This is a genomic window from Janthinobacterium sp. P210005 (assembly GCF_036231865.1).
In the GTDB taxonomy this organism is placed as follows: domain Bacteria; phylum Pseudomonadota; class Gammaproteobacteria; order Burkholderiales; family Burkholderiaceae_D; genus Janthinobacterium; species Janthinobacterium kumbetense.
Genome location: NZ_JAZARC010000002.1, coordinates 459,340 through 485,273 on the forward strand (window position 1 = coordinate 459,340; position 25,934 = coordinate 485,273).

At 64.3% G+C, this 25,934-nt stretch carries 24 protein-coding genes; 6 read left to right on the plus strand and 18 right to left on the minus strand.

The window, feature by feature from the left end; translation table 11 throughout:
- Nucleotides 1–138 precede the first annotated feature (138 nt).
- A complete protein-coding gene (locus VPH40_RS12095) occupies nt 139–1,185 on the plus strand; it encodes a GGDEF domain-containing protein (protein WP_289905878.1) in 1,047 nt (348 codons plus the stop codon).
- Here the strand turns inward: VPH40_RS12095 and VPH40_RS12100 are convergent.
- Nucleotides 1,182–2,408, minus strand: a complete 1,227-nt coding sequence (locus VPH40_RS12100) for an HD-GYP domain-containing protein (protein WP_099665831.1) — start codon at nt 2,406–2,408, stop codon at nt 1,182–1,184. The genes VPH40_RS12095 and VPH40_RS12100 overlap by 4 nt on opposite strands.
- A 138-nt stretch (nt 2,409–2,546) precedes the next feature.
- Here VPH40_RS12100 and VPH40_RS12105 point away from each other — a divergent pair, with 138 nt between their 5' ends.
- Both VPH40_RS12105 and VPH40_RS12110 read left to right on the plus strand, forming a co-directional pair.
- The gene (locus tag VPH40_RS12105) at nt 2,547–3,488 is read left to right on the plus strand and encodes a LysR substrate-binding domain-containing protein (RefSeq protein WP_289905880.1); all 942 of its coding nucleotides are present in this window, start codon (nt 2,547–2,549) and stop codon (nt 3,486–3,488) included.
- Between the two features lie 194 nt (nt 3,489–3,682).
- A complete protein-coding gene (locus VPH40_RS12110) occupies nt 3,683–7,279 on the plus strand; it encodes an indolepyruvate ferredoxin oxidoreductase family protein (RefSeq protein WP_328573536.1) in 3,597 nt (1,198 codons plus the stop codon).
- Between the two features lie 53 nt (nt 7,280–7,332).
- Here the strand turns inward: VPH40_RS12110 and VPH40_RS12115 are convergent, their stop codons facing one another.
- Nucleotides 7,333–8,343, minus strand: coding sequence for a substrate-binding domain-containing protein (locus VPH40_RS12115; RefSeq protein ID WP_077398629.1), 1,011 nt, complete (start codon nt 8,341–8,343; stop codon nt 7,333–7,335).
- A 452-nt stretch (nt 8,344–8,795) separates the two neighbouring features.
- Between VPH40_RS12115 and VPH40_RS12120 the strand changes: the two genes are divergently transcribed.
- Nucleotides 8,796–9,128, plus strand: coding sequence for a hypothetical protein (locus VPH40_RS12120; protein WP_328573537.1), 333 nt, complete (start codon nt 8,796–8,798; stop codon nt 9,126–9,128).
- 7 nt (nt 9,129–9,135) lie between these two features.
- On the opposite strand, the gene VPH40_RS12125 is transcribed toward VPH40_RS12120, so the two are convergent.
- Nucleotides 9,136–10,179 carry an MBL fold metallo-hydrolase gene (locus tag VPH40_RS12125; protein ID WP_328573538.1) on the minus strand — a complete coding sequence of 348 codons (1,044 nt, stop codon included), beginning with the start codon at nt 10,177–10,179 and terminating at the stop codon, nt 9,136–9,138.
- Between the two features lie 169 nt (nt 10,180–10,348).
- On the opposite strand from VPH40_RS12125, the gene VPH40_RS12130 reads away from it, so the two are divergent.
- A complete protein-coding gene (locus VPH40_RS12130; protein ID WP_099665834.1) occupies nt 10,349–10,972 on the plus strand; it encodes a TetR/AcrR family transcriptional regulator in 624 nt (207 codons plus the stop codon).
- Here VPH40_RS12130 and VPH40_RS12135 read toward each other — a convergent pair.
- Nucleotides 10,945–12,051, minus strand: a complete 1,107-nt coding sequence (locus VPH40_RS12135) for a WD40/YVTN/BNR-like repeat-containing protein (protein ID WP_328573539.1) — start codon at nt 12,049–12,051, stop codon at nt 10,945–10,947. The two genes, VPH40_RS12130 and VPH40_RS12135, sit on opposite strands and share 28 nt — an antisense overlap.
- Nucleotides 12,052–12,055: 4 nt before the next feature.
- On the minus strand, nt 12,056–12,325 hold the full coding sequence (locus tag VPH40_RS12140) for a MoaD/ThiS family protein (protein ID WP_099665836.1): 270 nt from the start codon (nt 12,323–12,325) through the stop codon (nt 12,056–12,058).
- A 91-nt stretch (nt 12,326–12,416) separates the two neighbouring features.
- Here VPH40_RS12140 and VPH40_RS12145 point away from each other — a divergent pair, with 91 nt between their 5' ends.
- Nucleotides 12,417–12,728, plus strand: a complete 312-nt coding sequence (locus VPH40_RS12145; RefSeq protein ID WP_070258491.1) for a hypothetical protein — start codon at nt 12,417–12,419, stop codon at nt 12,726–12,728.
- Between the two features lies 1 nt (nt 12,729).
- Here VPH40_RS12145 and VPH40_RS12150 read toward each other — a convergent pair whose 3' ends face one another.
- From VPH40_RS12150 to VPH40_RS12210, 13 genes are all read right to left on the minus strand, one after another.
- Nucleotides 12,730–13,026, minus strand: a complete 297-nt coding sequence (locus VPH40_RS12150; protein WP_289899594.1) for a 2Fe-2S iron-sulfur cluster-binding protein — start codon at nt 13,024–13,026, stop codon at nt 12,730–12,732.
- 16 nt (nt 13,027–13,042) lie between these two features.
- On the minus strand, nt 13,043–14,191 hold the full coding sequence (locus VPH40_RS12155) for a Gfo/Idh/MocA family protein (protein ID WP_328573540.1): 1,149 nt from the start codon (nt 14,189–14,191) through the stop codon (nt 13,043–13,045).
- A gap of 9 nt (nt 14,192–14,200) precedes the next feature.
- Nucleotides 14,201–15,253 (minus strand): sugar phosphate isomerase/epimerase family protein, encoded by a 1,053-nt coding sequence (locus tag VPH40_RS12160; protein WP_328573541.1) that lies wholly within the window; start codon nt 15,251–15,253, stop codon nt 14,201–14,203.
- 46 nt (nt 15,254–15,299) lie between these two features.
- Nucleotides 15,300–16,235: a substrate-binding domain-containing protein gene (locus tag VPH40_RS12165; protein WP_226941190.1), complete on the minus strand. Its 936-nt coding sequence runs from the start codon at nt 16,233–16,235 to the stop codon at nt 15,300–15,302.
- A gap of 88 nt (nt 16,236–16,323) precedes the next feature.
- Nucleotides 16,324–17,349 carry an ABC transporter permease gene (locus VPH40_RS12170; protein WP_289905891.1) on the minus strand — a complete coding sequence of 342 codons (1,026 nt, stop codon included), beginning with the start codon at nt 17,347–17,349 and terminating at the stop codon, nt 16,324–16,326.
- Nucleotides 17,330–18,817 carry a sugar ABC transporter ATP-binding protein gene (locus VPH40_RS12175; protein WP_328573542.1) on the minus strand — a complete coding sequence of 496 codons (1,488 nt, stop codon included), beginning with the start codon at nt 18,815–18,817 and terminating at the stop codon, nt 17,330–17,332. Before VPH40_RS12175 ends, VPH40_RS12170 begins: the two co-directional genes overlap by 20 nt.
- Complete coding sequence (locus VPH40_RS12180; protein WP_328573543.1) at nt 18,817–19,842, minus strand: LacI family DNA-binding transcriptional regulator; 1,026 nt, start codon at nt 19,840–19,842, stop codon at nt 18,817–18,819. The genes VPH40_RS12175 and VPH40_RS12180 overlap by 1 nt, the downstream gene beginning before the upstream one ends.
- 160 nt (nt 19,843–20,002) lie before the next feature.
- Nucleotides 20,003–20,590 carry a hypothetical protein gene (locus VPH40_RS12185; protein WP_328573544.1) on the minus strand — a complete coding sequence of 196 codons (588 nt, stop codon included), beginning with the start codon at nt 20,588–20,590 and terminating at the stop codon, nt 20,003–20,005.
- A 28-nt stretch (nt 20,591–20,618) separates the two neighbouring features.
- On the minus strand, nt 20,619–21,530 hold the full coding sequence (locus VPH40_RS12190) for a glycerophosphodiester phosphodiesterase (RefSeq protein WP_289905894.1): 912 nt from the start codon (nt 21,528–21,530) through the stop codon (nt 20,619–20,621).
- Nucleotides 21,505–23,109 carry a hypothetical protein gene (locus tag VPH40_RS12195; RefSeq protein WP_328573545.1) on the minus strand — a complete coding sequence of 535 codons (1,605 nt, stop codon included), beginning with the start codon at nt 23,107–23,109 and terminating at the stop codon, nt 21,505–21,507. Before VPH40_RS12195 ends, VPH40_RS12190 begins: the two co-directional genes overlap by 26 nt.
- A 1-nt stretch (nt 23,110) precedes the next feature.
- A complete protein-coding gene (locus tag VPH40_RS12200; RefSeq protein WP_328573546.1) occupies nt 23,111–23,986 on the minus strand; it encodes a hypothetical protein in 876 nt (291 codons plus the stop codon).
- A gap of 27 nt (nt 23,987–24,013) precedes the next feature.
- On the minus strand, nt 24,014–25,057 hold the full coding sequence (locus VPH40_RS12205; protein WP_328573547.1) for a hypothetical protein: 1,044 nt from the start codon (nt 25,055–25,057) through the stop codon (nt 24,014–24,016).
- Entirely contained in the window at nt 25,054–25,818 is a 765-nt protein-coding gene (locus tag VPH40_RS12210) for a hypothetical protein (RefSeq protein ID WP_328573548.1), read from the minus strand. Before VPH40_RS12210 ends, VPH40_RS12205 begins: the two co-directional genes overlap by 4 nt.
- Nucleotides 25,819–25,934: the final 116 nt, after the last annotated feature.

Sequence of the window (25,934 nt, forward strand, 5' to 3'; positions counted from 1 at the left end):
AAAGGCCTCTCGCCCGGCGGTACAGAGCGTCATGCCACCAAATAAATCTTGGCTTCTTGTAGACGGACGCGAACATGCTCTTGCTTGATGCAATGCTGGTATGACGACACTTGTGTGACTACTTTCCAGAGATCGACAATGGATTCCCTACTGAAACACATGGTGGACATGACCGGGCACCGCGACCACACGATGCTCGACATCTCCGTGATCTCGGCGGTCCAGGAACTCGCTGCCGCATCGCAGACCCGTGTGCTGGCCCTGACCACCGTGCGGGGCCAGGTGTTCGTGCGGTCGCGGGCCATCATCGTGGCGGGCAGCGTGGCCCGCATGGAAGAGCATACCGATCCGACCCTGCCGGGCGAACCGCTGTCGGACTACCCGGCCCTGGCCGCCTGCATCAAGCGCCATGAAGCGAGCGCCGACACCCTGTGCGCCGACGGCCGCCACCTGCTGTGGCTGCCCATCTGGATCGGCGACCAGGTCACCACCTGCCTGGAAATCACCAATCCCACGCCCTACACGGGCGCCACCATCCAGGTGATCGGCGGCATCGTCAGCGTGTACCGCAATTTCCAGAACCTGCTCGACTACAGCGAACGCGATTCGCTCACCGGTTTGTTGAATCGCAAGACCTTCGACGACCAGCTGGCAAAAATCCTGCAAAGCCGCGGCGAACCGGAAGCGGACAAGCCGCGCCCCGTGGATGAAGAACGGCGCCACCATACGGACACGGAGCGGCAATGGCTGGCCGTGATCGACGTCGATCATTTCAAACTGGTCAACGATAAATTTGGCCACCTGTATGGCGATGAAGTGCTGATCCTGATCGCCAACCAGCTGCAATCGTCGTTCCGCTCGCAAGACCGCATCTTCCGCTTCGGCGGCGAGGAATTCGTCGTGCTGCTGCGCTCGATCACCCTGGAAAATGCGCAGAAAATCATCGACCGCTTCCGCACCAATGTCGAGGCGCACGACTTCCCGCAAGTGGGCAGGGTGACCGTCAGCGTGGGTTTCGTCAGCATCAACGCCTACGAGGCGCCCGTCATCATCCTCGGCCGCGCCGACCAGGCCCTGTATTACGCGAAAAGCCATGGCCGCAACCTGGCGTGCCACTACGACGAGCTGGTCGCCAAGGGCCTGTTAACTACCATTACCTCGAACGATACAGCGGAATTCTTCTAGGCATCCGCGAGGGAGAGAAAGCGCATGGGATCGACCTGCCACTTGGCGGCCGACTCATGGCCGACGATCTTGTCGGCGCCGCCGAAGCCGAAGCCGCGCGACAGGTCGACCGTTTCCGGCTTGATGTAGGTCTTGCTCTTCGTACTGAAAAACACATTCACTTTCGGCGCCAGCAGATTGCTTTCGTGCGCCTCGATGACGACGGCCAGGCGGCCCGATTCCAGCATCACCATGGTGCCTACCGGATAGATACCCACGCAGCGCATGAAATCCTGCGCGAACACGGGATTGAAGTGGAATTTGCTCCACTCGTAGATCTTGCGCAAGGCTTCGGCCGCGGGAATGCCCTTGTGATAGCTGCGGTCCGACGTCAGCGCGTCATACACGTCGACGATGGCGGCCATCTGTGCCAGTTCGCTGATGGCGTCGCCGGCCAGCTGGTCAGGATAGCCGCTGCCGTCGCGCCGTTCGTGGTGGTGCAGGGCGATGTCGAGGGGTATCGCGCCCACCTCGGGCGACTGGCGCAGGATGTCGTAGCCGTCGCGCGGATGGCGCTTGATCAGGGTAAATTCTTCCGGCGTCAAAGGACCGGGCTTGTTCAGCACGCTGTCGGGCACCAGCGCCTTGCCCGTGTCGTGCAGCAAGCCGCCGAGGCCCGCCTGGTGCGTGGTCGTGGCATCGATGCCGCGCGAGCGGCAAAACGCCACCAGCAGCGCGCACACGCTGACGGAATGCAAAAAGGTGTAATCATCCTTGGTCTTGATGCGCAACAAGCCGACGAGGGCGCCGGGATTGCGCAGGATCGATTCGGTGATGTCTTGCACCGTGTGCTGCACGCGGTCGAGCTCGACCGCCTTGCCCAGGCGCACATCGGCCATCACCGTGCGCACCAGGCTGGTCGCCTGCCGCCGCACCTGCGTGGCGCGCGCCAGTTCCATGCCCAGCGACACGCGCGTGACCACTTGCAGCGGCGCGGCGATCTGCACCAGTTCGCGCTCCGTCTCGGCGCGCGCCTGCGCCACGGTGGGCGCGTCCTGCACGTCGAGGCCCTTGCCGCTGTCGATCACCACGTCGTGGATGCCGGCCTGCATGATCTTGCGGATTTCATCGTCGCTGCGCAACAGGAAACGGTTGCGCACGAATGGATGCGTCATCCAGTCGCAACTGAGGTCATGGATGTACATGCCCACTTTTAATTGAGACGAATCAACTTTCTTGAGCATGCTGTCATCCCACAAATACACGGCTGGAGCACCGAAGGCGCTAGAATGAGTATAACAAAATTGTTATTCTGCTGGCCGCGTTCGGCGCCGTGGCGCAACACCCGGTTTTTTCCGCTCAACGCACCGCTTCTGGGACCCATGGAACTGCGCCAATTACGCTACTTTGTTGCCATCGTCGACCACGGCTCGCTGTCGCGCGCAGCCCTGATCCTGCACGTGGCGCAGCCGGCCCTGACGCAGCAGCTGCGCCAGCTGGAAGAGGAACTGGGCGTGCAGCTGCTGCACCGCTCGGCGCAGGGCGTGCTCAGCACGGATGCGGGCAAGGTGTTTTACGAGCATGCGCAGGCGATCCTGAAACAGGTGGCCGACGCCCGCTCGGCCGTCACGCAAAGCGCCACGCGGCCGTCCGGCAATGTCACCCTGGGCTTGCCGCACAGTATATCCGGCGCCCTGGCCCTGCCCCTGCTGCTGGCCGCGCGCGAACGCTATCCCGAAATCACCCTGCAACTGACGGAAGAAATCACGGGCAACCTCAATGAACAGCTCAAATCGGGCCGCATCAACCTGGCCGTGCTGTTCGACGATGGCCAGCTCACGCCCTTTGCCTGCAGCCCGCTGGTGGAAGAGGAGATGCGTTTTATCTGCCGCAACGATTCGCCGTTCGCGCCCGCCGGCCATGCCGTGTCGTTCCAGCAAGCCTTGAGCGCCACCCTGATCCTGCCGGGCCTGCAGCATGGCGTGCGCCCGCGCATTGACAGCCGCGCGCGCGAGCTGGGCCTGGAAACGGCGAACGTGATCGAGATCAACTCGATCGCCATTCTGAAATCGGCCATCCTGGCCGGCATGGGCGCCACCATCCTGCCGGCCGCTCCCCTGCTGGCCGAGCTCGACAGCGGCGCCATGCGCAGCTACGCCATCCACAGCCCCGTCCTGTCGCGCACGGTGGCCCTGTGCGCCTCGAAAAACATTCCCCTCACCAATGCGGGCAACGCCGTGAAAAACCTCGTGCTGCAAGTGGCCGCCGAGCTGTGCGGCAGCGGGCGCTGGGTGGGGGCGCATGTGCTCGCGCCCATGGCATAAGTATTTCTTATACCCCCATCGGCAAAGCGTATTTGCCCCCTTTCCTGACTCGTTCTACACTGACCACATTAACTATTTTAAATTTAAAATAGTTATGTGCCGCCCACACGCGGCCATCCCGTCTGCACAGCGCGCGCCTTACCGGGCGCGTCCCTTGTACAGCCGATATCTGAAACACCCTTTTGGAGACAGCCATGTCCGTGACCACGGAAAACGGCTCCGCAGCGTTCGCTAGAAACGCCGGTGCCGCGCCATCTACCCCCCCCGACACTTCCCGTTTGACCACCGTCAGCCTCGACGACAAATACACGGCCACTTCCGGCGCCATCTTCCTGTCCGGCATCCAGGCCCTCGTGCGCCTGCCCATGATGCAGCGCTTGCGCGACCAGGCCGCTGGCCTCAACACGGCCGGCTTCATCTCCGGCTACCGGGGCTCGCCCCTGGGCGGCCTCGATGAAAACCTGTGGAAAGCCAAGAAACAGCTGGAAGCGCACCACGTGCAGTTCGTGCCCGGCGTCAACGAAGACTTGGCCGCCACGGCCGTCTGGGGTTCGCAGCAAGTCGACCTGATCGGCCCGGCCAAGTACGACGGCGTATTCGCCATGTGGTACGGCAAGGGTCCGGGCGTGGACCGCTGCGGCGATGTCTTCAAGCACATGAACCATGCGGGAACGTCAAAACTGGGCGGCGTGCTGCTGGTGGCCGGCGACGACCATGGCGCGTATTCCTCGACCCTGCCGCACCAGTCCGACCATCTGTTCTCCGCCTCGATGATCCCCGTCCTGTATCCGTGCAACGTGCAGGAATACCTGGACCTGGGCATCCACGGCTGGGCCATGTCGCGTTTTTCCGGCTGCACGGTGGCCTTCAAGGCGCTGGCCGACACGGTCGAATCGTCGGCTTCCATCGATGCCGACCCGTTCCGCGTGGAAGTCAAGATTCCGCAGGATTTCGTCATGCCAGAAGGCGGCCTGAACGCGCGCCTGTCGAGCATCCCGCTGGGCCAGCAGGCGCGCAACCAGGAAGCGCTGATGCAGGACTACAAGATCTATGCGGCCCTCGCCTACGCGCGCGAAAACAAGCTCAACCACACCACCATCGACAGCCCGAACGCCAAGCTGGGCATCATTGCCTCCGGCAAGTCCTACCTAGACGTGCTCGAAGCGCTGGAAGAACTGGGCATCGACGAGCAGATGGCGGCCGACGTCGGCATGCGATTGTTCAAGGTGGCCATGCCGTGGCCGCTGGAGCCGGACAGCGTGCGTGAGTTTGCGCAAGGTCTCGATGAAATTCTCGTGGTAGAAGAGAAGCGGCAAATCGTCGAATACCAGTTGAAAGAGCAACTCTACAACTGGCGCGACGACGTGCGCCCACGCGTCATCGGCAAGTTCGACGAAAAAGGCGAATGGGTGGCGCCGCGCGGCGAATGGCTGCTGACCTCGAAGGCCGACTTTTCCGTCTCGCAGGTGGCAAGAGTCATCGCCAGCCGCATCGCGCGCCTGATTTCCGATCCCGTCACGTGCGACCTGATCAAGGCGCGCCTGAGTTTCCTCGACGCCAAGGATGCGGTGCTGAAGAAAGCCGTGAACACGCCGTTCCGCCCCGCGTTCTACTGCTCCGGCTGCCCGCACAATACGTCGACCAAGGTGCCGGACGGCAGCCTGGCCCTGGCCGGCATCGGCTGCCACGTGATGGCCACCTCGATCTACCCGGAAATGAACAAGCTGACCACGCACATGGGGGGCGAAGGCGCGCCATGGATCGGCCAGGCCGCGTTTTCCGAATTGCCGCACGTGTTCCAGAACCTGGGCGACGGCACGTATTTCCACTCCGGCTACCTGGCCATCCGCGCCGCGCAGGCGGCCAAGGTGAACATCACCTACAAGATTCTCTACAACGACGCCGTCGCCATGACGGGCGGCCAGCCCGTGGACGGCTTGATTACCGTACCGATGATGGCGCAGCAGGTGGCCGCCGAAGGCATCGCCCGCATCGCCCTGGTGACGGAAGATTTGTCGCGCTACAGCGACCGCAGCAACCTGCCCGCCCACCTGACCTTGCATGACCGCAAGGACATGGATGCCGTGCAGCGCGAGTTGCGCGAGGTGCAAGGCGTGTCCGTGCTGATCTACGACCAGACTTGCGCGGCCGAGAAGCGCCGGCGCCGCAAGAAAGGCGAATATCCGGATTTGCCTAAGCGCATGGTCATCAACGACGCCGTCTGCGAAGGCTGCGGCGACTGCGGCGTGCAATCGAACTGCGTGTCGATCTTGCCGAAAGAGACGGAATTTGGCCGCAAGCGCACCATCGACCAATCCTCGTGCAACAAGGATTACTCGTGCGCCAAGGGTTTCTGCCCCAGCTTCGTCACCGTCGAGGGCGGCAACCTGAAAAAAACCAAGACGGGCGCCGGCAAGCCAGGCGAGACGGACAACTTCGGCCCGTTGCCGGAACCGGTCCTGCCCGGCTGCAACGCGCCGTACAATATCCTCATCAACGGCATCGGCGGCACAGGTGTCATCACCGTGGGCGCGCTGATGGGCATGGCGGCCCACCTGGAAGGCAAGGGCGCGTCCGTGCTGGACATGACGGGCATGTCGCAAAAGAACGGTTCCGTCACTTCGCACGTGAAAATCGCCCGCTCCCCCGCGCACATCCGCGCCCAGCGCATCGCCACGGGCGAAGCGGACCTGATCCTGGGCTGCGACATGCTGACGGCCGGCGCACAGGATGCCGTGTCGAAAATGCGTCCTGGCCGCAGCCTGGCCGTCGTCAACCTGCACGAGCAGCCGCCAGGCACGTTTGCGCAGAATGCCGACTGGCAATATCCGACGGCGGAAGTGCGCCAGTTGATCGAGGAATCCGTGGGCGGCGCGGACGCGGCCGACTTCATCGACGCCACGAAACTGGCCACGGCGCTGATGGGCGATTCGATCGCCGCCAACCTGTTCATGCTCGGCTACGCCTGGCAAAAAGGCCGCATCCCGCTGACGGAAGCGGCCTTGCTGCGCGCCATCGAACTCAATGGCGTGGGCATCGAGTCGAACAAGAAAAGCTTCCTGTGGGGCCGCCGCGCCGCCGTCGACGTGCGCCGTGTGACGCAGATCGCCACGCCGTCACAAGCGATCATCGTACAAATGCCGCAAAGCCTCGATAGCGTCATCAAAAAACGCGTGGAGTTCCTCACGGCCTACCAGAACGCCCCGTATGCGGACGGTTACTTGACCCTGGTCAAACAGGTGCGCGACCGCGAAAACACCTTGGGACTGGGCCAGAAGCTGTCGACGGCTGTCGCCAAGAGCTATTTCAAGTTGCTGGCCTACAAGGATGAATACGAAGTGGCGCGTTTGTACACGGATGGCCGTTTCGTGGAGCAATTGCAACAGCAATTCGAAGGCAATTTCTCCGTGAAATTCAACCTGGCGCCGCCGCTGTTTGCGAAAAAGGATGCCAAGGGCCACCTGGTGAAAGCGGAGTTCGGCTCCTGGATGTGGCGCGCCTTCAAGCTGCTGGCGAAAGCCAAGGGGCTCAGAGGCGGCACCTTCGACGTCTTCGGTTATACGGCCGAGCGCAAGATGGAACGCGCGCTGATCGTCGAATACCGCGAATTGCTGGCCGGCATGCTGGTCAACTTGACGGCGGACAACCTGGCCACTTGCGTGGAACTGGCGACCCTGCCCGAAAAAATCCGCGGCTTCGGCCACGTCAAGGAAGCGGCCGTCGCCACGTATCGCCAGGACAAGGCGAGATTGCTGGCCAAGCTGGCGGACGGCAGCAAGCACGCGGCGTAAGCCGGTCAGCGGGGCTTGAAATGAAAACGCAGAGCCTCGGCTCTGCGTTTTTTTCATTCAGGGCAGCGCCCCACCGTCGCCCCCGGCAACAGCACCGGTTGCCAGATTTCCTGCAGCCGTTCCGGCGGCGTGCCGGCCAGCAGGGATTGCAGCATTTCCACCATCTTCGCGCCGGCGCGGCGCAGGTCGGGCTGGTCGATGGTGGTGACGTTGATGCCGATCAAGGTGTCTTCCACATTGCCCCAGACGATGACGGAGATCTCCTTGCCGATCTCGATGCCCGCATCCATCAGCGCGCGCACCACGCCCACGCCGGACAAGTGATTGTCGACGATGACGGCCGTGGGACGGGGCGAGCAAGCCAGCAATTGCTGCATGGCCTGGTAACCGCTGCGGCGGTCGAAAGTATTGTCGAGCAAATAGTGGGGATCGACCGGCAAGCCCGCTTGCGCCATGCAGCGGATAAAGCTTTCCTTGCGCTCATAAGCAAAATGCAGCTCCAGCGGCGCGCTCAGCAGGGCGATGCGCTGGTGGCCGTGCGCCGCCAGGAACGACACGGCCAGGTCGATGCCCGTGTCGTTGTCGTAATCGAAATATGCATACGGCGCGTCGATGCGCGTGCGGCCATTCGCGACAAAGGGAAAACCCACTTTCGTCAAATACGCGATGCGCTCGTCGACCACCTTGGTGCGGCCCACCACGAGGCCATCGACCTGGCGCCCGCGCACCATGGTTTCATACGAGGGCTGTTCATTCTGCGGCGACACGGGGGCGATGATCAAACTCATCTTCGACGCTTCGACGGCATCCGACATGCCATTCACCACGGAAAGAAAGACGCTGTCGCCCAGGTCGCTGGGCAGCAGCGGATAGATCATGCCCAGCACATTGGTGCGGCCGACGGCCAGGCTGCGCGCCAGCGGGTTGGGCCGGTAGCCGACTTTCTTGGCGGCGGCCAGGACGATTTCACGGGTGCGGGAATTGACTTCCGGATAGCCGTTCAACGCCCTGCTGACTGTCGTTTTCGACATGCCGAGGGCAATTGCGAGGCTCTTGAGATTCATGTTAACTACCTGTCTGTATGGCAAAAGAAACCAACTCTGACCGTCAATTATAGCCCAGAGCGCCAAACAGACCGCGCATTCGCGTGCGCAGACACGGTAGAAAAACAACAACACATTGACTATTTAAAAAGCAACGTTTTAAATGCGACCATTTTTTCCTCTTCCTGGCACGGCATCCGTGATGGCAGACAAACAAGGGCCACAAGCGACAGCGGGTACTCACTTTGACAACTATCTCGCCAGCGCCGGCATGCCGCTGCGGCAACACGCAGCGCGCACGATAGCATTATCAAGAAAACATAATTCACTGGAACTGTGCGAGAATTTGTCCTACTCTTGATTCAGGTAAAGATTACCGCTTGGCATGTTCTGACAATGATGCCTGGCACAGCACATCGGTCCGGGCTTCCCCCATCCCTGCACGCCTGGACATACTCTCAAAGGTGAACAATGTGGTCACGCTAAGCTCCGTCAACAACTTGCAAGCCTCGCTGGCCACGGCGCAACGCCGGGTCGAGCAAGGCCAGAACCAGGTACAGCGCGACAGCGAACAGCTGGCGCAAAGCCGCCAGCTGCTGGCGCGGGAACAGGAATCGCTGAGCCAGACCCAGCGCAGCAGCCAGCAAGCCCAGGCCGATGCCCCCACCGCCGTCAAGGCGCCGCAGCTGGACCAGGCGATCAAGGTGGCCGTGCCGCAACAAGCCATCCCCGCCGCGCCGAAAAGCACGCCCCAGCTGAACGGCTATGGCCAGACGGTGGGACGCCTGATCGACGTGACGGCGTAGGGCGAGCCTACTTCGCCATCTCCTCTTCCAGCATCTCCAGCCACCATTTTTCGCCCTTCTTCGGCTGTGCCAGGTCGACCGCCTCCCCCATCTGCGGCGTGGCCAGGTTCACGCCCTGCTTGGCCGCCAGCCCCGCGATGCGGTCGAACGGTTCATGCCAGGCGTGCAGCCCCAGGTCGAAGGTGCCGTTATGCACGGGCATCAGCCATTTGCCGCGCAAGTCCAGATGGGCTTGCAAGGTCTGTTCCGGCTGCATGTGCACGTCCGGCCACAGCTTGTCGTAGGCGCCCGTCTCGATCATGGTCACGTCGAATGGGCCGTACTTGTCGCCGATCTGCTTGAAACCGTCGAAGTAGCCGGAGTCGCCGCTGAAAAACACGCGCACCTCGGGCGCATCGATGACCCACGACGCCCACAGGGTTTGATTGCCGTCAAACAAGCCGCGTCCCGAAAAATGCTGCGACGGCGTGGCGACGAGTTTCACACCGGCAATCGTCGTGCCTTGCCACCAGTCGAATTGCCGTACCTTGTCCTTCGGCACGCCCCATGCCACCAGGGTATCGCCCACGCCCAGCGGCGTCACAAAGTGTTCCGTCTTGGCGGCCAGTTGCAGCACGGCAGCGTGGTCGAGGTGGTCGTAATGGTCGTGCGACAGGATGACGGCCTTGATCGACGGCAAGTCGGCGATGCTGATGGGCGGCTGGTGGAAACGCTTCGGTCCGGCCCACTGCACCGGCGAAGCGCGTTCGGAAAACACGGGGTCGGTGAGGAAGAATTCATTGTTCAGTTTCAACAGCAGGGTCGAGTGGCCCAGGCGAAACAAGCTGTTGTCGGGCGCGGCCAGCAGTTGCGCCCGGGTCAAGGCTTGTACGGGCACGGCTGCGGCCGGCACGGTGCTGTCGGGCTTATCGAAGAAAAACGTCCACATCAGCTTGAGCGTTGCGGCCGTGCCCAGCTTGTGCATTTGCACGGGGTTGCGGAACTTGCCGTCGAGGCGTTGTGGCGATGCTATGGGCGCGGCAGGCGCGGCGCGCAAGGTGCAAGAACTCATGATGATCAGGACTCCCAAGGATAAGAGACGACGTGCGACTCGGTGCAAGTGCATATGCGGCCCGGCAAAGAATTAACAAGGGTTAAATTACACTACACAGTGTAGTTCCTATTTCTGGCAAAGTAAACCAAGAGGTGTAAAATATTGTTTTCAAAGGAGATTTCCCGCCATGGCCGCACCGCAACGCCTCACCGACCGCAAGCGCGTCGCCATCGTCGATGCCGCCATCGCCGAGTTCCGCGAGCACGGTTTTGATGCGACCAGCATGGACAAGATCGCCGCCACGGCTGCCGTATCCAAGCGCACCGTGTACAACCATTTCCCCAGCAAGGACGAGCTGTTCGCGGAAATCCTGCAGCGCATGTGGGAAAGCAGCATGGCCCAGCCTGCCGTGCCCTATGTTGCCGACCAGCCCCTGCGGCCGCAAGTGCTGGCCCTGGTCGAGCAAAAGATGGACTTGCTGTGCGATCCGGCCTTCATCGACCTGGCGCGCGTGATCTTTGGCGAAACCATCCACTCGCCCGCGCGCGCGCAAGCGATGGTGACGCGCCTGAATGAAAAGGAAACGGGCCTGAATATCTGGATCCGCGCGGCGCAGCAGGACGGGCGCATCAAGGCGGGCGAGACGCTGGAAGTGGCGCACCTGCTGATGTCGCCCTTGAAAACCTTTGCCTTCTGGCCGCAGATCACCCTGGGCGAGCCTTTGCTGGGCCCGGCACGCCGGCGCGAAGTGACGGAACTGGCCGTCGATATCTTCCTGTGCTACTACGGCGTGGCAAAACAGACGGCATAAACGGGCGGCAAGTGGGCGGAAATGGTCTGCCAGTGTTCGCCCCCGTCGCCTGAAAACCAGGCGCCGCCCGTCGTCGACGCCATCAACAGACTGCGCCCATCGTCGGCCAGCGCCAGCCCGTGGCGGTAGACGAGGTCGTAGCAATGCTGCTGCGGCAATCCCGCGCGCAAGACTTCGAAGGTTTTCCCGCCATCGCGCGTGCGCGTCACGGCCAGCGCACCGTCGATGGGAATGCGCAGCACGTCCGCCTGCGCCGGCACGAACCAGGCCGTGTCGCCATCGCGCGGATGCACGGCCACGGCAAAGCCGAAATGCGACAGCGGCGCCGTCGTCACCTCTTGCCAGTGCCAGCCGGCATCGTCCGAGCGCCAGATGCCGTTATGGTGCTGGCACCACAGCGCCTCCGGCGCGCCGGCGCTGCGCACGATGCGGTGCGGGTCTTGCACGGCTTCGTTTTCATCGAGTTCGGGCGGCATGTAGTCGGCGCGCATGCCCGTCGCGCTCAAGGCCCAGCTGGCGCCGCCATCGACCGTTTGCCACACGCCGCCGCAGGACACGCCGACCAGCACCTTGTCGCTGTCGCGCGGGTCGACACAGATGCTGTGGATGCCGGGCACGTCGTAACCGCCGCCAAACCACTGCGCCCGCTGCGGCACGTGCCACAGGGATTCCACCAGCTGCCAGCTGTCGCCCCGGTCGCTGGAACGGAACAGGCCGCCAGGCAGGGTGCCCGCCCACAGCACGCCGGGCTGGTCCGCCCCACCGGCCGCCAGCGACCAGATCTGGCGCAAGGTCCAATCCACCGTATCGCTGCTGCCTTCCGGCTTGGCGGGATAGGCGGGCACGGCGACTTCTTTCCATTCGCCACTGCCCGCGTCGCGCCGGTGCAGCTTGGCGCCGAAGTGGCCCAGGTTCAGGGCCGCGTACAGGGTGCCGTCGCGGCCGTCGTGCAGCAGCATGGACACGGGGTCGCCGGCAAACTGCACCAGCGCCAGCTGCCAGGCGCCGGCCGCATCGACATCGAACTGGAACAGGCCCTTGCGGGTGCCGAGATACGCGCGCTGCGGGACTACTGTCATGGCGTCAACCTCCGGAAAGTGCCTGCAAGATATACACCTGGCTGTCGGGCCGCAAGGCGTCGTCGAGCACGCGCCGCTCGCGGCAGCGGGCGCCGTCGATGAAGATCACCACATTGGGGCGCAAGGCGCCCTGCTCGTCGAGCACATAGCCGCGCAGGCGCGGTTGCCGGGCAAACGCGGCATCGAGGGCGGCGCGCAGGCGTGGCGCATCCACCTCCACGGCAGGAACGTCGAGGAAACGCGCCAGTTGTTGCGTAAAGTGCAAGTTCGCCATGCTGCCTTCGACGTCATCGGCCTGGACTCATTCTAGTCCCCTTTGCGGCCAATACAATTAAAATAGAGGCAAGCACACAAGGAGGCCAGGCATGACGATTACCCCGGAAGAACTAGCGGTGCTGATGCAGGAAGTGGAAGTGGCCGATCCCATCGATTTTGCCGACTTGCCCTTCGACGAGCAGGAATTGCGCGGACTGATCGCCAATCACCTGTGCGAGATGGCCGACGCCATGGAAAGTTTCAGCCCGGAAGACCGCAACCTGGCCTTGCTGGCCGTGGCGGCCAAGCTGGTGCTGGAAAACCTCGTCTTGCACGTGCAATTGCTGCGCCGCCACGGCTTACCCGTCAGCGACAGCGTGGACGCGCTGCTGCAGCGCCTCAAGGGTGGCAAGCCGTCGTGAACTAATTGCCCGTACGCACGGCGCGCGCCTGGATGGTGACATCGCTGTCCGCCACGGCCACGCAGGGCAGGATGTAGCCGTCGAGCCGCTCATCGGGGCTGATGCCGGGCCAGTCCACCGTGTAGCGTATCTTTCCTTCGGGCATGTGGCAGATACACGTGCGGCAGGTGCCGTTGCGGCAGGAGCTGAGCAGGCGAATGCCGGCCAGCTCGGCGGCAGCCAGGATGGTACTGCCTGCATCGGCCGGGAATTGCCAGCCTTGCGGGACGATCGTGATGGTAAAGGGAGGCGCGCTCATGCCTCCAGTGTAACAGTCAGCTTGCCAGGGTCGTCCAGCGGCCGCCATCCGCATGACTGCGCAGCACGGCTTCCGCAAAGGCCAGGCCGGCCACGCCATCGGTGACGGTGGGCAGCCAGCCCGCTTCCTCGGGCACGGGCAAGCCAGCTTGCAGGGCGCGGATGCGCAAGGCCGCGTCCAGGTACAGCTGGGCGAACGCTTCCAGATACCCTTCCGGATGGCCGGCCGGCACGCGCGTGGCGTGGCGCGCCGCGGCGCTGTCGACCCGGCCCGGGCGCAGCAGCTGGCGGTTGCCGCCCTGCGGCGTGAACCACAGTGCATTCGGTTGTTCCTGATCAAAGTCCAGCTGCGCCTTGCTGCCGAACAAGCGCAGGCGCACCGTGTTTTCGCAACCGGTCGCCACCTGGCTGGCCCACAGGGTGCCTTTCGCCCCATTCGCGTAGCGCAACATCACCTGCACGTGGTCGTCCAGGGTGCGGTTCGGAACAAAGGTCGACAATTCCGCCAGCACCTGCCGCGGCGTCAAGCCGCTGACGAATTGCGCCAGGTGATACGCGTGCAGCCCCACATCGAGCAGCACACCACCCGGCCCCGCCTTCTGCGGGTCGTTATGCCAATTGCCCTCGTTCATGCCGCCCGCCGCGATGGCATCGGCCAGCCAATCCTGCGAATACTCCACCTGCACGAGGCGCAGTTCGCCGATGTCGCCCGCCTCGACCATGGCCCTGGCGTGGCGCAGCAGCGGGTAGCCGCTGTAGGTATGCGTGAGCGCAAACAGCAGATTTTTCTGCTGCGCCAGCGCCGCCAGCACCCGGCCCTCCGCCAGCGAGATGCCCAGCGGCTTGTCGCAGATCACGTGGATGCCCGCTTCGAGGAAGGCCGTGGCGACGGGCGCATGTAAATGATTCGGCGTGACGATGGCCACGGCCTCGATGCCGTCCGCGCGCGCGGCCTCCGCCTGCGCCATGGCGCGGTAATCGCTGTAGCAACGCTCCGGCGCCAGGTGCAGCGCGGCGCCGCTGTCGCGCGCGCGCTGCGGATCGGACGACAGGGCGCCCGCCACCAGTTCATACTGGTCGTCGATGCGCGCCGCAATGCGGTGCACGGCGCCGATGAACGCGCCCTGCCCGCCCCCTACCATGCCCAATCGCAAGCGTCGCTGCATGTCGTCTCCCTATTTCAAGCCTAGCAAGTGATGGATTTGATCCTGGTCAACCGCGCTGCCCGCGAAATCGTCGAACGCGTGCTCGGCCACGTGGATGATGTGTTCGCGGATGAAGCGCGCCCCTTCGGCCGCCCCATCCTCCGGGTGTTTCAGACAGCATTCCCACTCCAGCACGGCCCAGCCGGGGAAATCGTACTGCGCCATCTTGGAAAAAATGGCCTTGAAATCGATCTGCCCGTCGCCCAGCGAGCGGAAGCGCCCGGCCCGGTCTTGCCAGTCGCCATAGCCGCCATACACGCCCTGGCGCCCGTTCGGCCGGAATTCCGCATCCTTGACGTGAAAGGCCTTGATGCGCGCATGATAAATGTCAATGAAGGCCAGGTAGTCGAGCTGCTGCAGCACGAAGTGGCTGGGGTCGTACAAGATGGACGCGCGCGGGTGGTCGTCGACGGCGGCCAGGAAACGCTCGAACGTCACGCCATCGTGCAAGTCCTCGCCCGGATGCAACTCATAGCACAGGTCCACGCCGGCCGCGTCGAACGCGTCGAGGATGGGCAGCCAGCGCCTGGCCAATTCCGCGAACACCGTTTCCACCAGGCCGGCGGGGCGCTGCGGCCATGGATACAGGTACGGCCAGGCCAGCGCGCCGGAAAACGTCACGTGCGCCTGCAAGCCCAGGCGCTGCGAGGCGGTGGCCGCCCACAGCAGCTGCTGCGTGGCCCAGGCCGTGCGGGCGGCGGGATCGCCGCGCACCTGTTCCGGCGCAAAGCCGTCGAACAGGGCGTCGTAGGCGGGATGCACGGCGATCAGCTGGCCCTGCAAATGCGTCGACAATTCCGTCACCTGCAAGCCGTGGCGCGCCAGCAGGGCGACCACGTCGTCGCAATACTGCTGGCTGCTGGCCGCTTGTTCCAGATCAAACAATCGCGGCGCCGTTGGCAGCTGCAAGCCCTTGTAGCCCAGGCCGGCCGCCCATTGCGCCAGGTGCTCGAGCGAGTCGAACGGCGGCTCGTCGCCGAGAAACTGGGCCAGGAAGATGGCCGGGCCCTGGATGGTTTTCATGGGTATCCTTTGGCCCCCGGGAATCTGGCCCCGGGGGAGGTTCGGTTTAAAAAGGCGAGTTCGGAAAGTAGAACTGCTTGGCGTTCTCGCGCGTGATCAGCACCGACGGGATGATGGTGTTGGCCGGCAATTTATCACCTTTCAGGCGCGCTTCCGTCGTCAGCTTGATGGCGTCGTACATGAACTTGGGCGAGTACGACACGTCGGCCACGATCAGCGGGTCGGAACCGTCCATGATCTTCTTCACGGCGCCCTTCGCGCCCGCGCCGCCGAACACTTGCTTGATGTCCGTGCGCTTCGCTTGCGCGATGGCCTTTTGCACGCCGATGGCCATGTCGTCATCGGCAGCCCAGACGGCGTCGATATGCTTGAAGCGGGTCAGGTAATCCTGCATGACCTTGAAGGCATCGTCGCGGTTCCAGTTGCCATACTTGGCGTCCAGCACCTTGATGTCGGGATGGCCCTTCATCACGGCGGAAAATGCGTCATAGCGCTCGTTGTCGAGCGTCGTCGGCATGCCGCGCAGCGCGACGATATTGCCCTTGCCATTCAGGCTCTTCGCCAGGTACTCGGCCGGCAACTTGCCGAAGGCCGTGTTGTCGCCCGCGATGTAGGCATCCTGCGACTGCGTGTTCGTCAAGCCGCGGTCCACCACCGTCACGTACACGCCCTTGTTTTTCACTTGGGCGACGGGCTGCGTCAGCGAGGCCGACTCGATGGGGAAGATGACCAGGGTGTTGATCTTGTTCACCGTCAACATATCCTGCAGCTGGTTCGCCTGTTCGGGCGCCGTGGCGGCCGTCTTGACGATGATTTTCAAGCCAGGATGGGCTTTTTCCAGTTCCGCCTTGGCCTGGTTCGCCCACCACACGATGCCCGAGGTAAAGCTGTGCGTGGCCGTGGGAATGGCCACGCCCACCACCAGCTTTTCTGCCGCCTGCGCACTCGGCAACGCCCACGCCTGCATCACCAGCACTGCCATCCCTGCTACCCGTATAAAGCTCTTCATGCTGCTCTCCTCCAAGGTTGTGGGCGCCCGGTGGCCGCCCTTTCAGAACGCCGCTCTTGTTTTATTTGCGGCCTCGCTGCAGGAAGGCGACGGCGATGATCACCACGCCTTGCACTGCGGCATTCAGGTAGACACTGATGATGCTGGTCAAATTCAGGATGTTGCTGATCACGGATAATAAAATCGCGCCGATGACGGTGCCGACGATGCGCCCCTCGCCCCCCTTCAGGGCCGTGCCGCCCACGACGACGGCGGCGATGGCTTCCAGTTCCCACAGCAAGCCCGTCGTCGGCGTGGCCGAGCCCAGGCGCGGCACGTACAGCACGGTGGCGATGCCCACGCACACGCCCAGCAGCATGTAGGTGGCGATCTTCACCTTGTCGACGTTGATGGCCGCGTAGCGCGCCACTTGCTCGTTGGAACCAATCGCCTGCACGTGGCGGCCGAACGTCGTGCGGTTGAGGATGATGGCGCCGGCCGCCGCGACGAAGAGGAAAATCCAGATGGGGATCGGCGCGCCCAGCACGCTCGTGTAGTAGACGGGGCTGTACAGCTCGGACAGGGTGGCGTCCAGGGTCAGCGCACCGCCATCGGCCAGGTACGTCAATACGGCGCGGAAGATGCCCAAGGTGCCCAGGGTAACGATGAACGGCTCGATATTGCCCTTGCTAATTAAAAGACCATGCATCAGGCCGAAACCGGCGCCCAGGATCAGCGCCATGGCGATGCCCAGCACCAGCATGGTGATGGGCGCCAGGTCGCCGCCCGCCCCTTGCGCCAGCGCATTCATGAAATAAATCATGCAGCCGGCGATCAGGGCCGCCATGGAGCCGACGGACAGATCGATGCCGCCGGAAATGATGACGAAGGTCATGCCGACGGCGATGATGCCGATGAAGGCCGTGCGCGTGAGCACGTTCATCAGGTTGTCCAGGGTGGCGAAGTCGCCATTGAGCAAGGTGCCCGCGATGCACAGGGCCAACAGGCCCAGCACGGGGCCGAAGCCCTTGATGCGCGCGCCCAGTCTGGCGATGCTGGCGCCCGGGGCGCCGGTGGAGACAGTGGTGTCAGTGCGTGCCGGTTGCATGGGCAATCAACTCCTCTTCGGTCAGGTGGTCAGCAGACAGGGTGGCTTGCAAGGTGCCGGCGCGCATCACGGCGACCCGGTGGCACAGGCCGATCAATTCGATCAGTTCGGATGAGATCACGATCACGGCGCGCCCTTCGGCGGCCAGGCGGTGGATCAAAAAGTAAATGTCGCGCTTGGCGCCCACGTCCACGCCGCGGCTCGGCTCGTCCAATACCACGACCCTGGGGTCCGAATGCAGGTATTTCGCCAGCGCCAGCTTTTGCTGGTTGCCGCCCGACAGCATGCGCGCGCGGCTGTCCAGGTCGCCCGTGCGGATATTGAAGTCCAGCACCGCCTTGGCCAGCGCCTCCTTTTCCGCTTTCACGTCCAGCCACGGCCGCGCATAGCGCTCCATCGTCATCAGGGTGAGGTTTTCGCGCAAGCCCAGGTTCACATGTAGACCTTTTCCCTTGCGGTCTTCGCTCAAATACGTCATGCCATGCTGCATGGCCTGCTTGGGCGTGCGGATGTCCACGGGCTGGCCATTGAGATGGATCAACCCCGCGCTGCGCGGACGCAAGCCCAGCAGTGCCTCGAACGATTCCGTGCGCCCCGCCCCCACCAGGCCCGCAAAGCCCAGCACTTCGCCGGCCCGCACCTCGAACGACAGGTTTTTCGACCAGCCGGGTACGCTGAGTCCCTCGACCTTCAACAGCACGGGCGCGTCCGGCGCCAGCGCCACTTTCGCCGGGAACATGTCCGACAATTCGCGCCCCACCATCAGGTTCGCCATCTGCTGGCGCGTCAGGCTGGCCGTCGGTTCGCGCGTGACGAAACGCCCGTCGCGCATGACGATGACCTCGTCCGTGTTGCGCTCCACTTCATCGAGCTTGTGGGAAATGTACAGAATCGTCACGCCATCCGCTTTCAGCTGCGCCATCACGGCGAACAGGCGCTGGGTTTCCGACGACGTCAGGGTGGCCGTCGGTTCATCCATGATCAGGAAGCGGGCGCGGCGCGACAGGGCCTTGGCGATTTCCACAAGTTGTTTCTCGGCCACGATCAAGTCGCGGATTTTGGTGTCGGGCGACACATCCAGGCCCACCTGTTTCAAATAGCGCGATGCTTCTTCGCGCATGGCGGCCTCGTCGAGCAGCCAGCCGCGCGTCTGCTCGTGGCCGAGGAACATGTTTTGCGCCACCGTCAGGTGCTCGGCCAGGTTGAATTCCTGGTGGATCAGCACGATGCCGGCCGATTCCGCCGCGCGCGAACTGGCGAAGCGCCGGGGCTGGCCATCGATCAGCAGCTGCCCTTCGCTCACCGCCTCGTAGCCGGCGAGGATTTTCATCAAGGTCGACTTGCCGGCGCCATTTTCGCCCAGCAAGCCATACACGCGCCCCGGCGCCAGGTTGAAACTGACGCCATGCAAGACGCGCACGGGGCCGAAATCCTTGCACACCCCCTCGAAACCGACGGCAACGCTCACTATGCACTCCCTCGCAAGACCAAGTTATGGTTAAGCAACACGCCCGGCACCTGTGCCGCCGGGTCCGCCAAGCGCTGCAGCAACAGTCTCGCCGCCGTCTCGCCCAGCTCGCGCATGGGCTGCGCGATGGTGGTGAGGCCCGGATCGATCTGCGCGGCGATGGCGATATCGTCGAAACCGATCACGGCCACGTCTTCCGGCACCCTTTTTTTCAGCTGGCGCAGCGCGCTCAGCACGCCGATGGCCAGGGTGTCGGACACGGCAAAGATGGCCGTGGGCGCGTCGGGTTGCGCCATCATCCGCAAGGTGGCGGCCGTGCCCGCTTCGTAATCGAGGCTTTGCACCGTGTGCACCCACTGCGGCTGCACGGGCAGACCGACGGCCGCCAGGGTATCCAGATAGCCTTGCTGGCGTTGCCGCGCGTACAGATAGCGTTCATCCGAGTTGATCAGGCCGATGCGCGTATGGCCGCGCGCCAGCAGATGCGCGACGGCGTCGGAGGCGGCCCGGTGGTTGTCGATGCCGACATAGGGCACGGCCACGGCGGGGTCGAATTCGCAGCACGCCACCCATGGCAGGCTGACGGATTCATGCGACAAGGCATGCTGTACCGTGTCCGGATCGAGGCAGATGGCGCCGTCGGCGCGGTGCATGCGCAGCAAGTCGAAATACGAGCGCTCGCGGCCCGCGTCGGCGCCCGTGTCGCACAGCAACACGAAATAGCCGTGTTCGCGCGCCACCGTGTCGATGCCGCGCACGATCTGCGCATAAAACGGGTTGCCCACGTCGGGCACCATGGTCAGCAGCATGCGGCTCTCGGCCGTGCGCAGGCTGCGCGCCAGATGGTTCATGCGGTAGCCCAGGGCCGCCACGGAAGCGAGCACCTTGTCGCGCGTGGGCGCCCGCACCCCGGCCTGCTCGTTCATCACGCGCGACACGGTGGCCACCGACACGCCCGCATGCGCGGCAACGGCGCTGATGGAGACGGTTTCTGTCGGCAAAGGTGATGGAACGGCTGGCGGCATGAAGGTGCTCAATAAAATGTAATCGATTACATTTATAGGCCAGTCGCGCGCGCGATGCAAACATTATCGATGCTGCGATGCGCAAAAAAGAGGCAGGAATGCGGCAAGGAAAGGGCCAAAAAGGAGGCAAAAACGGCCCTGCGCGGGCCGTCGGATACAGCTATTTCTGGGCTTGCAAGGCGCTTTGCTGCACGGCAAAACCGGCGCGCACGGCGGACAGGGCCGCCACCCACAGGATCAGTCCGGCACCGAGGCAGCCGATGGGGTGCATGGGGCCATGGCGCACGGTCAGCGGATAGCCGATGGCCCACACGCACAGGGCCATGCCGATGGCCAGGTGACGGCGCGCCTTGAACAGCCAGGCCAGCGGGAAGAAATGCAGGCCCACGATCAAAATGACGGCGGGTATGAACCACGCCTGCAAGCCCATGTTTTTCAGGACGTTGCCGACGATGAAGATGGCGATCCATTGCCCGGCGTTCACGATATTGAACAGCCGCCCCACGCGTTTCGCTTCCGGCGACTGTTCCGCCGCCGCATGTGCGGCGCGGTGGCGTCGGAACTGGCGCCACGCCAGCATGAACAGCAGGACGGTGACGCCGGCGACCGGCAGCAGCCTGAACGGATGCGCGCCATACGTCTGCACGCACCAGGCGGCCACCCACAGGCCGCCAAACAGGGAAAAGAACATGGCGCCGATGGCGCTACGTGCCAGCGCGGCGGCGGGGTCGGGTTGCGGCAGGGTCATGGCATGGTCTCTCGGCAAGTAAAAATGCTTACTTCATCATCGCACAAAACGTCTCGGGATTGCCGTCAAGAATGACGCCGCTGGGCCAGCGGTGGCTGCGCTGCTGGGCGCGCAGCAGGGACGCGGCCAGGGCCGAGTCGCCATCGACGGCGTACACGAAGACGGGCATGTTCAGGCTGGCGGCATCAGCCAGCAGATTCGGATTGGCGTCCAGGCTGCGCGCATCCACATGCACGCCGGTGGGCATGCCGATCTGTTGCTGCACGCGCTGCAGCCACGGCTTGTCCAGCTTGGGCGGGCGGGCATTTTTCGCGATATAGCGGCTGACCCGGTTGGCGCCGGCCGCCTGCGCATTGCGCGCGTCAAACACGAGCAGGCCCAGGTAACCCTGCGGATCGGCGCGGCGCGCGCACGCCAGGTTGTTCGGCACGCCCGACGTCAAAAACCAGTTGCCGTGCTTGATGTTCGCGCGCAACTGTCCCACCAGGGTGGCGATCGGCGCGCACGACGACACCACATCCTTGATTTCCGCGTTCAGGGTCTTGGCCGGGAAAGCCGTCGCCAGGTCGGCGACATCGGTGACGAAGGGCGGCGTTTCCGGCGTGGCCACGCCGCGGTTCTTCATGCTGGCGGCGCGCCAGTCGTCGGCCGTCAATTGTTTCACGGTGCGGGGCGAGCCCGTGTCGACGACCCTTCCCGTCAGCAAGTCGTGGTGCACCACCCAGCTGCCGTCGCCCAGCAGCTGCAAATCCGTCTCGACGCCGTCCCAGGTGCCGAAATACGTGTTGCGCAGCGCGCTCAGCGAGTTTTCCGGCGCATTGCCGGCGCCGCGGTGCGCATGCATCTTCATGCCCAGGCAATCGGCTTGCGCGGCCGTGCTGCACATGGAGAACAGCAAGGCCAGCGCGGCCGCCTTATTTTTGTTGCGGGTGATAGCCATAGTGAATTCCCTGCAAAACATGGATGCGGATCGCTTCGTTGACGGGGTAGCTGTAGCCCTGCCCCACCGCCACGACGTGCGTGATATTGGCCAGGATGGCCTTGCCGGCGAGATTCCAGCGCGTGCTGTCGGGCTCGCCCTGGCGCGTCCAGTCCAGCATTTGCCGGAACAGCTCGCTACGCGTGACGTTGTTGTCCAGCACCGACAGCATGCCCCAGGTACCCGCAAAGGCCGTCGCCAGCACGCCCGTGGCGATCCAGGCGGAGCGCCGGCTCAGCTGTCCATCGGCGCCCGCCTGCTCGCCACGGCGCATGGCCAGCAGCAATAGTACGACGGTCGCGATCAGGTACAGCAATTTGGAAAAGTGGCCGATGGCGCCCAGCAGCGAGAAGAACAGGGCCACGGGCGGCACGATGGCGGCGCGCGCCGCTTCCTTGCCTTCGTGGAAGAACCTGCCGCCCGCTTCAAAATCCGTGCGGCTGGCACGGTATTCCACCAGTTTTTCCGCCGTCTGGCGATCCAGGAACTGCTCGAACAGGCGGCCGAACTCGGCCGGACTCGCATACGCGGCCTGCACCGTGGCGCTGGCCGGCAATTTCAACGCTTCGCGCAATTCCGCCTGCACGCCGGGGCGCGCGACAAAAGCGGCAAACGGCAAGCCCGGCGGGATGCGCTCGCCGCGCACGGAGACGCCCTTGCTGGCTGCCTCGGCCGCGTAACGGCGCTTGACGGCGGCGCGGAAGCCCAGCTCATCGTCGGTACGCCAGTTGGCGGGCACGGGCACTTTCTTGCGCACATTGTTGACGACGGCAGCCTGGCGCCGCATCGGCACCGAATGCGGCTGCCAGCCGCGCCGCGACAGGCTGCTCACGTATTCCTGCCACGAAGATTGCTGCTTGGCGCGCAAGCCGGCATCGCTGTCGGGGATGATGCCCGCATACAATTCCCACTTGCCGGCCAGCTCGCGCATGGCCTCTTGATATTTGTCATAGTAGCCGGACGGGCCGCCTGCCACCTGGCGCACGTTGGCGCGCACCAGCTGCTCCTTGGCCGGTCCCATGCGCTCGTCAAGATGCCGCACCGAGACGGCCAGGAAGGGGAACAGGGCCAGGAAGGATTTCCCCTCCGGCTTGGCGAACAGGGTGGGATCGTCAACCAGGCCCTGCAGCTGCAAGCTGCCGCCTACCAGCGAACGCTGCAGCAGGGTGGTGTTGAAGGCCATGCGGCGAAATTCGGCGTCGCGCGTATTGACCAGCACATTCACCGTGGTTTTCAGCACGCCGAAGACGACGCCGGCCGTGACCACGCAGCAGACGAGGATCTTGGTCCAGCCCGGCCCGCTGCCATTGTTCTTCAGCCGGCGGCGCCACATCAGTTGCAGCACCACCAGCGCGGCGGCGATGCCCGACAGGCTGCGGCCATAGAATTCCACCCCTTCCACGTCTTCCGGCTTGACGTTGCCCCCCACCACGTCGAGCAGGCGGGCATTGAAGCCCAGCTCGAAGCACAGATACGCGATAGTAAGGACGATCAGGATCAAGGTCTGCCGGATTTGCAGACTGCGCAAGCTGGCGGCCATCCTATTTCCTCAAATCGATGACGACGGGCTTGATTTCTTCCGTCTGGAAACTCATGGCGGCCGGCACGCGCGAAGCGCTCTCGCCGGCACGCGCGGCCGGAGCTGCCGCTGCCGGGGCGCCAGGCACGGTGCGGGCTGGCGCGGGCGCTTCCTGCGCCACCTGGCGGCGGTTCCGGCTGGTGGCGCGCGTGGCGGGCTTGGTGGCGGCGGCCGGTGCGGCCGCCGGTGCGGCAGGAATCACGCGCCCGCTGTCGCTGCCAGGCACGGTAGCGATGACGGGGCCGGCGGCGCGCAAGGCGTCGTCGGCAAACGGCTGCGCGCGCGTATCGACGCCGGGCGGCACGGGCACGCTGGCGTTGAGCAGCCGGCTGTCCGTGTAAATCATGCGCGCCAGGCGGTTGTAATTGGGGAAGTCGATATTGAGCGATTTGCCATCGGCCGCCAGTTCCACGCGGGGGCGGTCGTTGCAATTGCCGACCGTCCACTGCAGCACGTCCGTGCCCTGGAACGCCAGCACTTCATAGCGGTAGGCGCAGCCGCGCTCCTGGGTTTCGACGATCACCACGGTGCGCTCGCCCACGTTTTCCACGCGCGCCACGCGGGCCGTGATGGCCTTGTCCAGCGGTACGACGCGGAAAGCCTGCGACAGCTTGATCGAATACTTGCCTTTCGGATCCTTGCGCAAAGTGCCTTCCGTGCCGTCACGCAAGCGGAAGGTGGAAATCGGCGTGCCGAACAGCTCGGCCGTATCGAGGCCCATCAACACGCCGCCACGGCCATTCGGCGTCATGGCGCAGCCCGTCAACAGGATGCCGGCGGCCAGGCCCATGGCCAGTTTGCGCCAGTGCGCAGATGCAAAATTCTTATACGTTGCCATACTTGATAACTTTCTCTTATTTCGGGGTCAGGGATTGATCACGGCCAGCGGATTGCCCGGACCTGGCGGCGGCAAGACTTTCTGGCGGTTGCGCGACAGCACGGTGAAGGCGCCCAGGGTGTCCGGTCCGGCGACGATTTCCAGCTGCTCGCGCTGCAGCCAGGTGCGGATTTCCGCCTCCGTGGCCTCGGCGCGGAACAGCACGCGCGTGCGCACGCCCGTCTCGACGCCGCTGCCCTGTGGAGCACCATTGCGGAATTCCGCATTGCCGACGACGGCGCCCTCTTTCGGCAAGAACAGCCACGCCGATTGCACCACCATCACGCTGGCGGCCACGGCCGTGACAAGTTTGAGCCAGCGGCTGGCGTTGGCAGCTTGCTTGGCCGCCGGCACCGGCTTAGCTGCCGGTGCCGGCGCATCGGCCGAAGCGATCTGCAACTGCTGCAGCCCCTGGCGCAGCAATTGCCGGTAGGCCACGCGGCCATCCTTGCCCAGCTCGCTCGACAAGGGCGTGCCCGTCAAGGCGTAATCGTCGCCAGGCAAGGCCACGCGGGCGATCACGCCCGGTGCGGCTGCAGCCCCATTGGCTCGGCCATGCAGCTCCAGCCAGCGCGCCGCCTGCAGGCGCTCCTGGCTGAACACACCCAGGCAGGCGCCCAGGTCCGTCACGGCCAGCGTCACCGGCATGTCGCACAGCACCAGGCCCGCGCGCGGGTCGGCGGGCGCGTCGCGCTCTTCGACCACGAGGCCGCAGGCGTCCGCATACGATGTGTCCGGCGTGACGAGCCAGCCGCGCCAGCGCTGCCGCGTACTGTCCCAGGCATCGAGCAGCACGGCGCCGAAGCCGGGGCGGCGCGCCAGCAGGTGGATCTGTCCGCCCGCGATGGGCCGCCCGGCCAGCGGCGCCGCGTCGCTGCGGCGCGCGAAGCGCTGCATCAGGTGTTCCGGCACGGCGATGCCGCGCCAGTCGGGGGTGGCGCCCGCCACCTCGTCGTCCAGCACGTCGATGGAAGACGGGGGCGACGGCAGGCGCGCGGCAACGATGGCCAGGGTGGGCGTCAATGCATTCATGCCGGTGGCCTTTCATCCGGGTTCGAAGGAGGGGACGCGGGGTCCAGGTGCAGGGATAACGCGGCCACGCACAAAATATCCAAAACTATTTGCGCCGCCTGCATGTCGCGCGCGGCCAGGGTATCGCCCACGCGCAACTTGAGCAGGCTCAAGACCCAGCTGCCCAGCAAGGTGGCGCGGTGGGCCGGCTCGACCACCTGGCGCCCCGCGCTGGCAGGCTCGCCCTTCTGCCTGTGGACCAGGCCCAGCTTGCCGCCGTGATAGTGCGCGGAGGCAATCTGCTCGGCCAGTTCCTTGACGGGCATGCCGCCGCAGCCGCAATGGCGCAGCAGCAAGATCAAGTCGCGGGGCAAGGTCGCAATAAAACTGTCGGCCGCCTCGCGCACTTGCTGCGGCGTGAGCTGGTAGTCGCGCAGCGGTTCCGCATAGGCGTCGGGCGCGCGCAACTCGCAGCCCTCTTGCGCATCGGCATCGTCGTCGTCACGCTGCTTGCGCAGCTGGTCGATGATGAAACGCTTGAAGTACAGAAACAAGGCACCGATGTGGTGGGGCGCGGCGTCGCTGTCGCTGTGCAAGACTTTTTCGATGAAGAACTGGTGGCGCAGATCGGCCAGGGAATCGCCCAGCGACGCCGCTTCGCGCGGACGGCACGGGGTCAGCGCGGCGATGACGCGCTGGTAAAACTCGCCCAGTTCGCCTTGTGTCAGCTGCGGGCGGCGGGTCCAGAAAGCATGAATCCGTTCAAATTGTTCCGATTGCACAGCCGGTCCGATCGTGTGTTGGGCGCCACGCGCCACTGGCCGGCGGCGACGCGCACCGGCAAACAAGCAATACGCTGGCCAGACAAGAGAAACTTGTCAGTAAGGTAAAATGCATT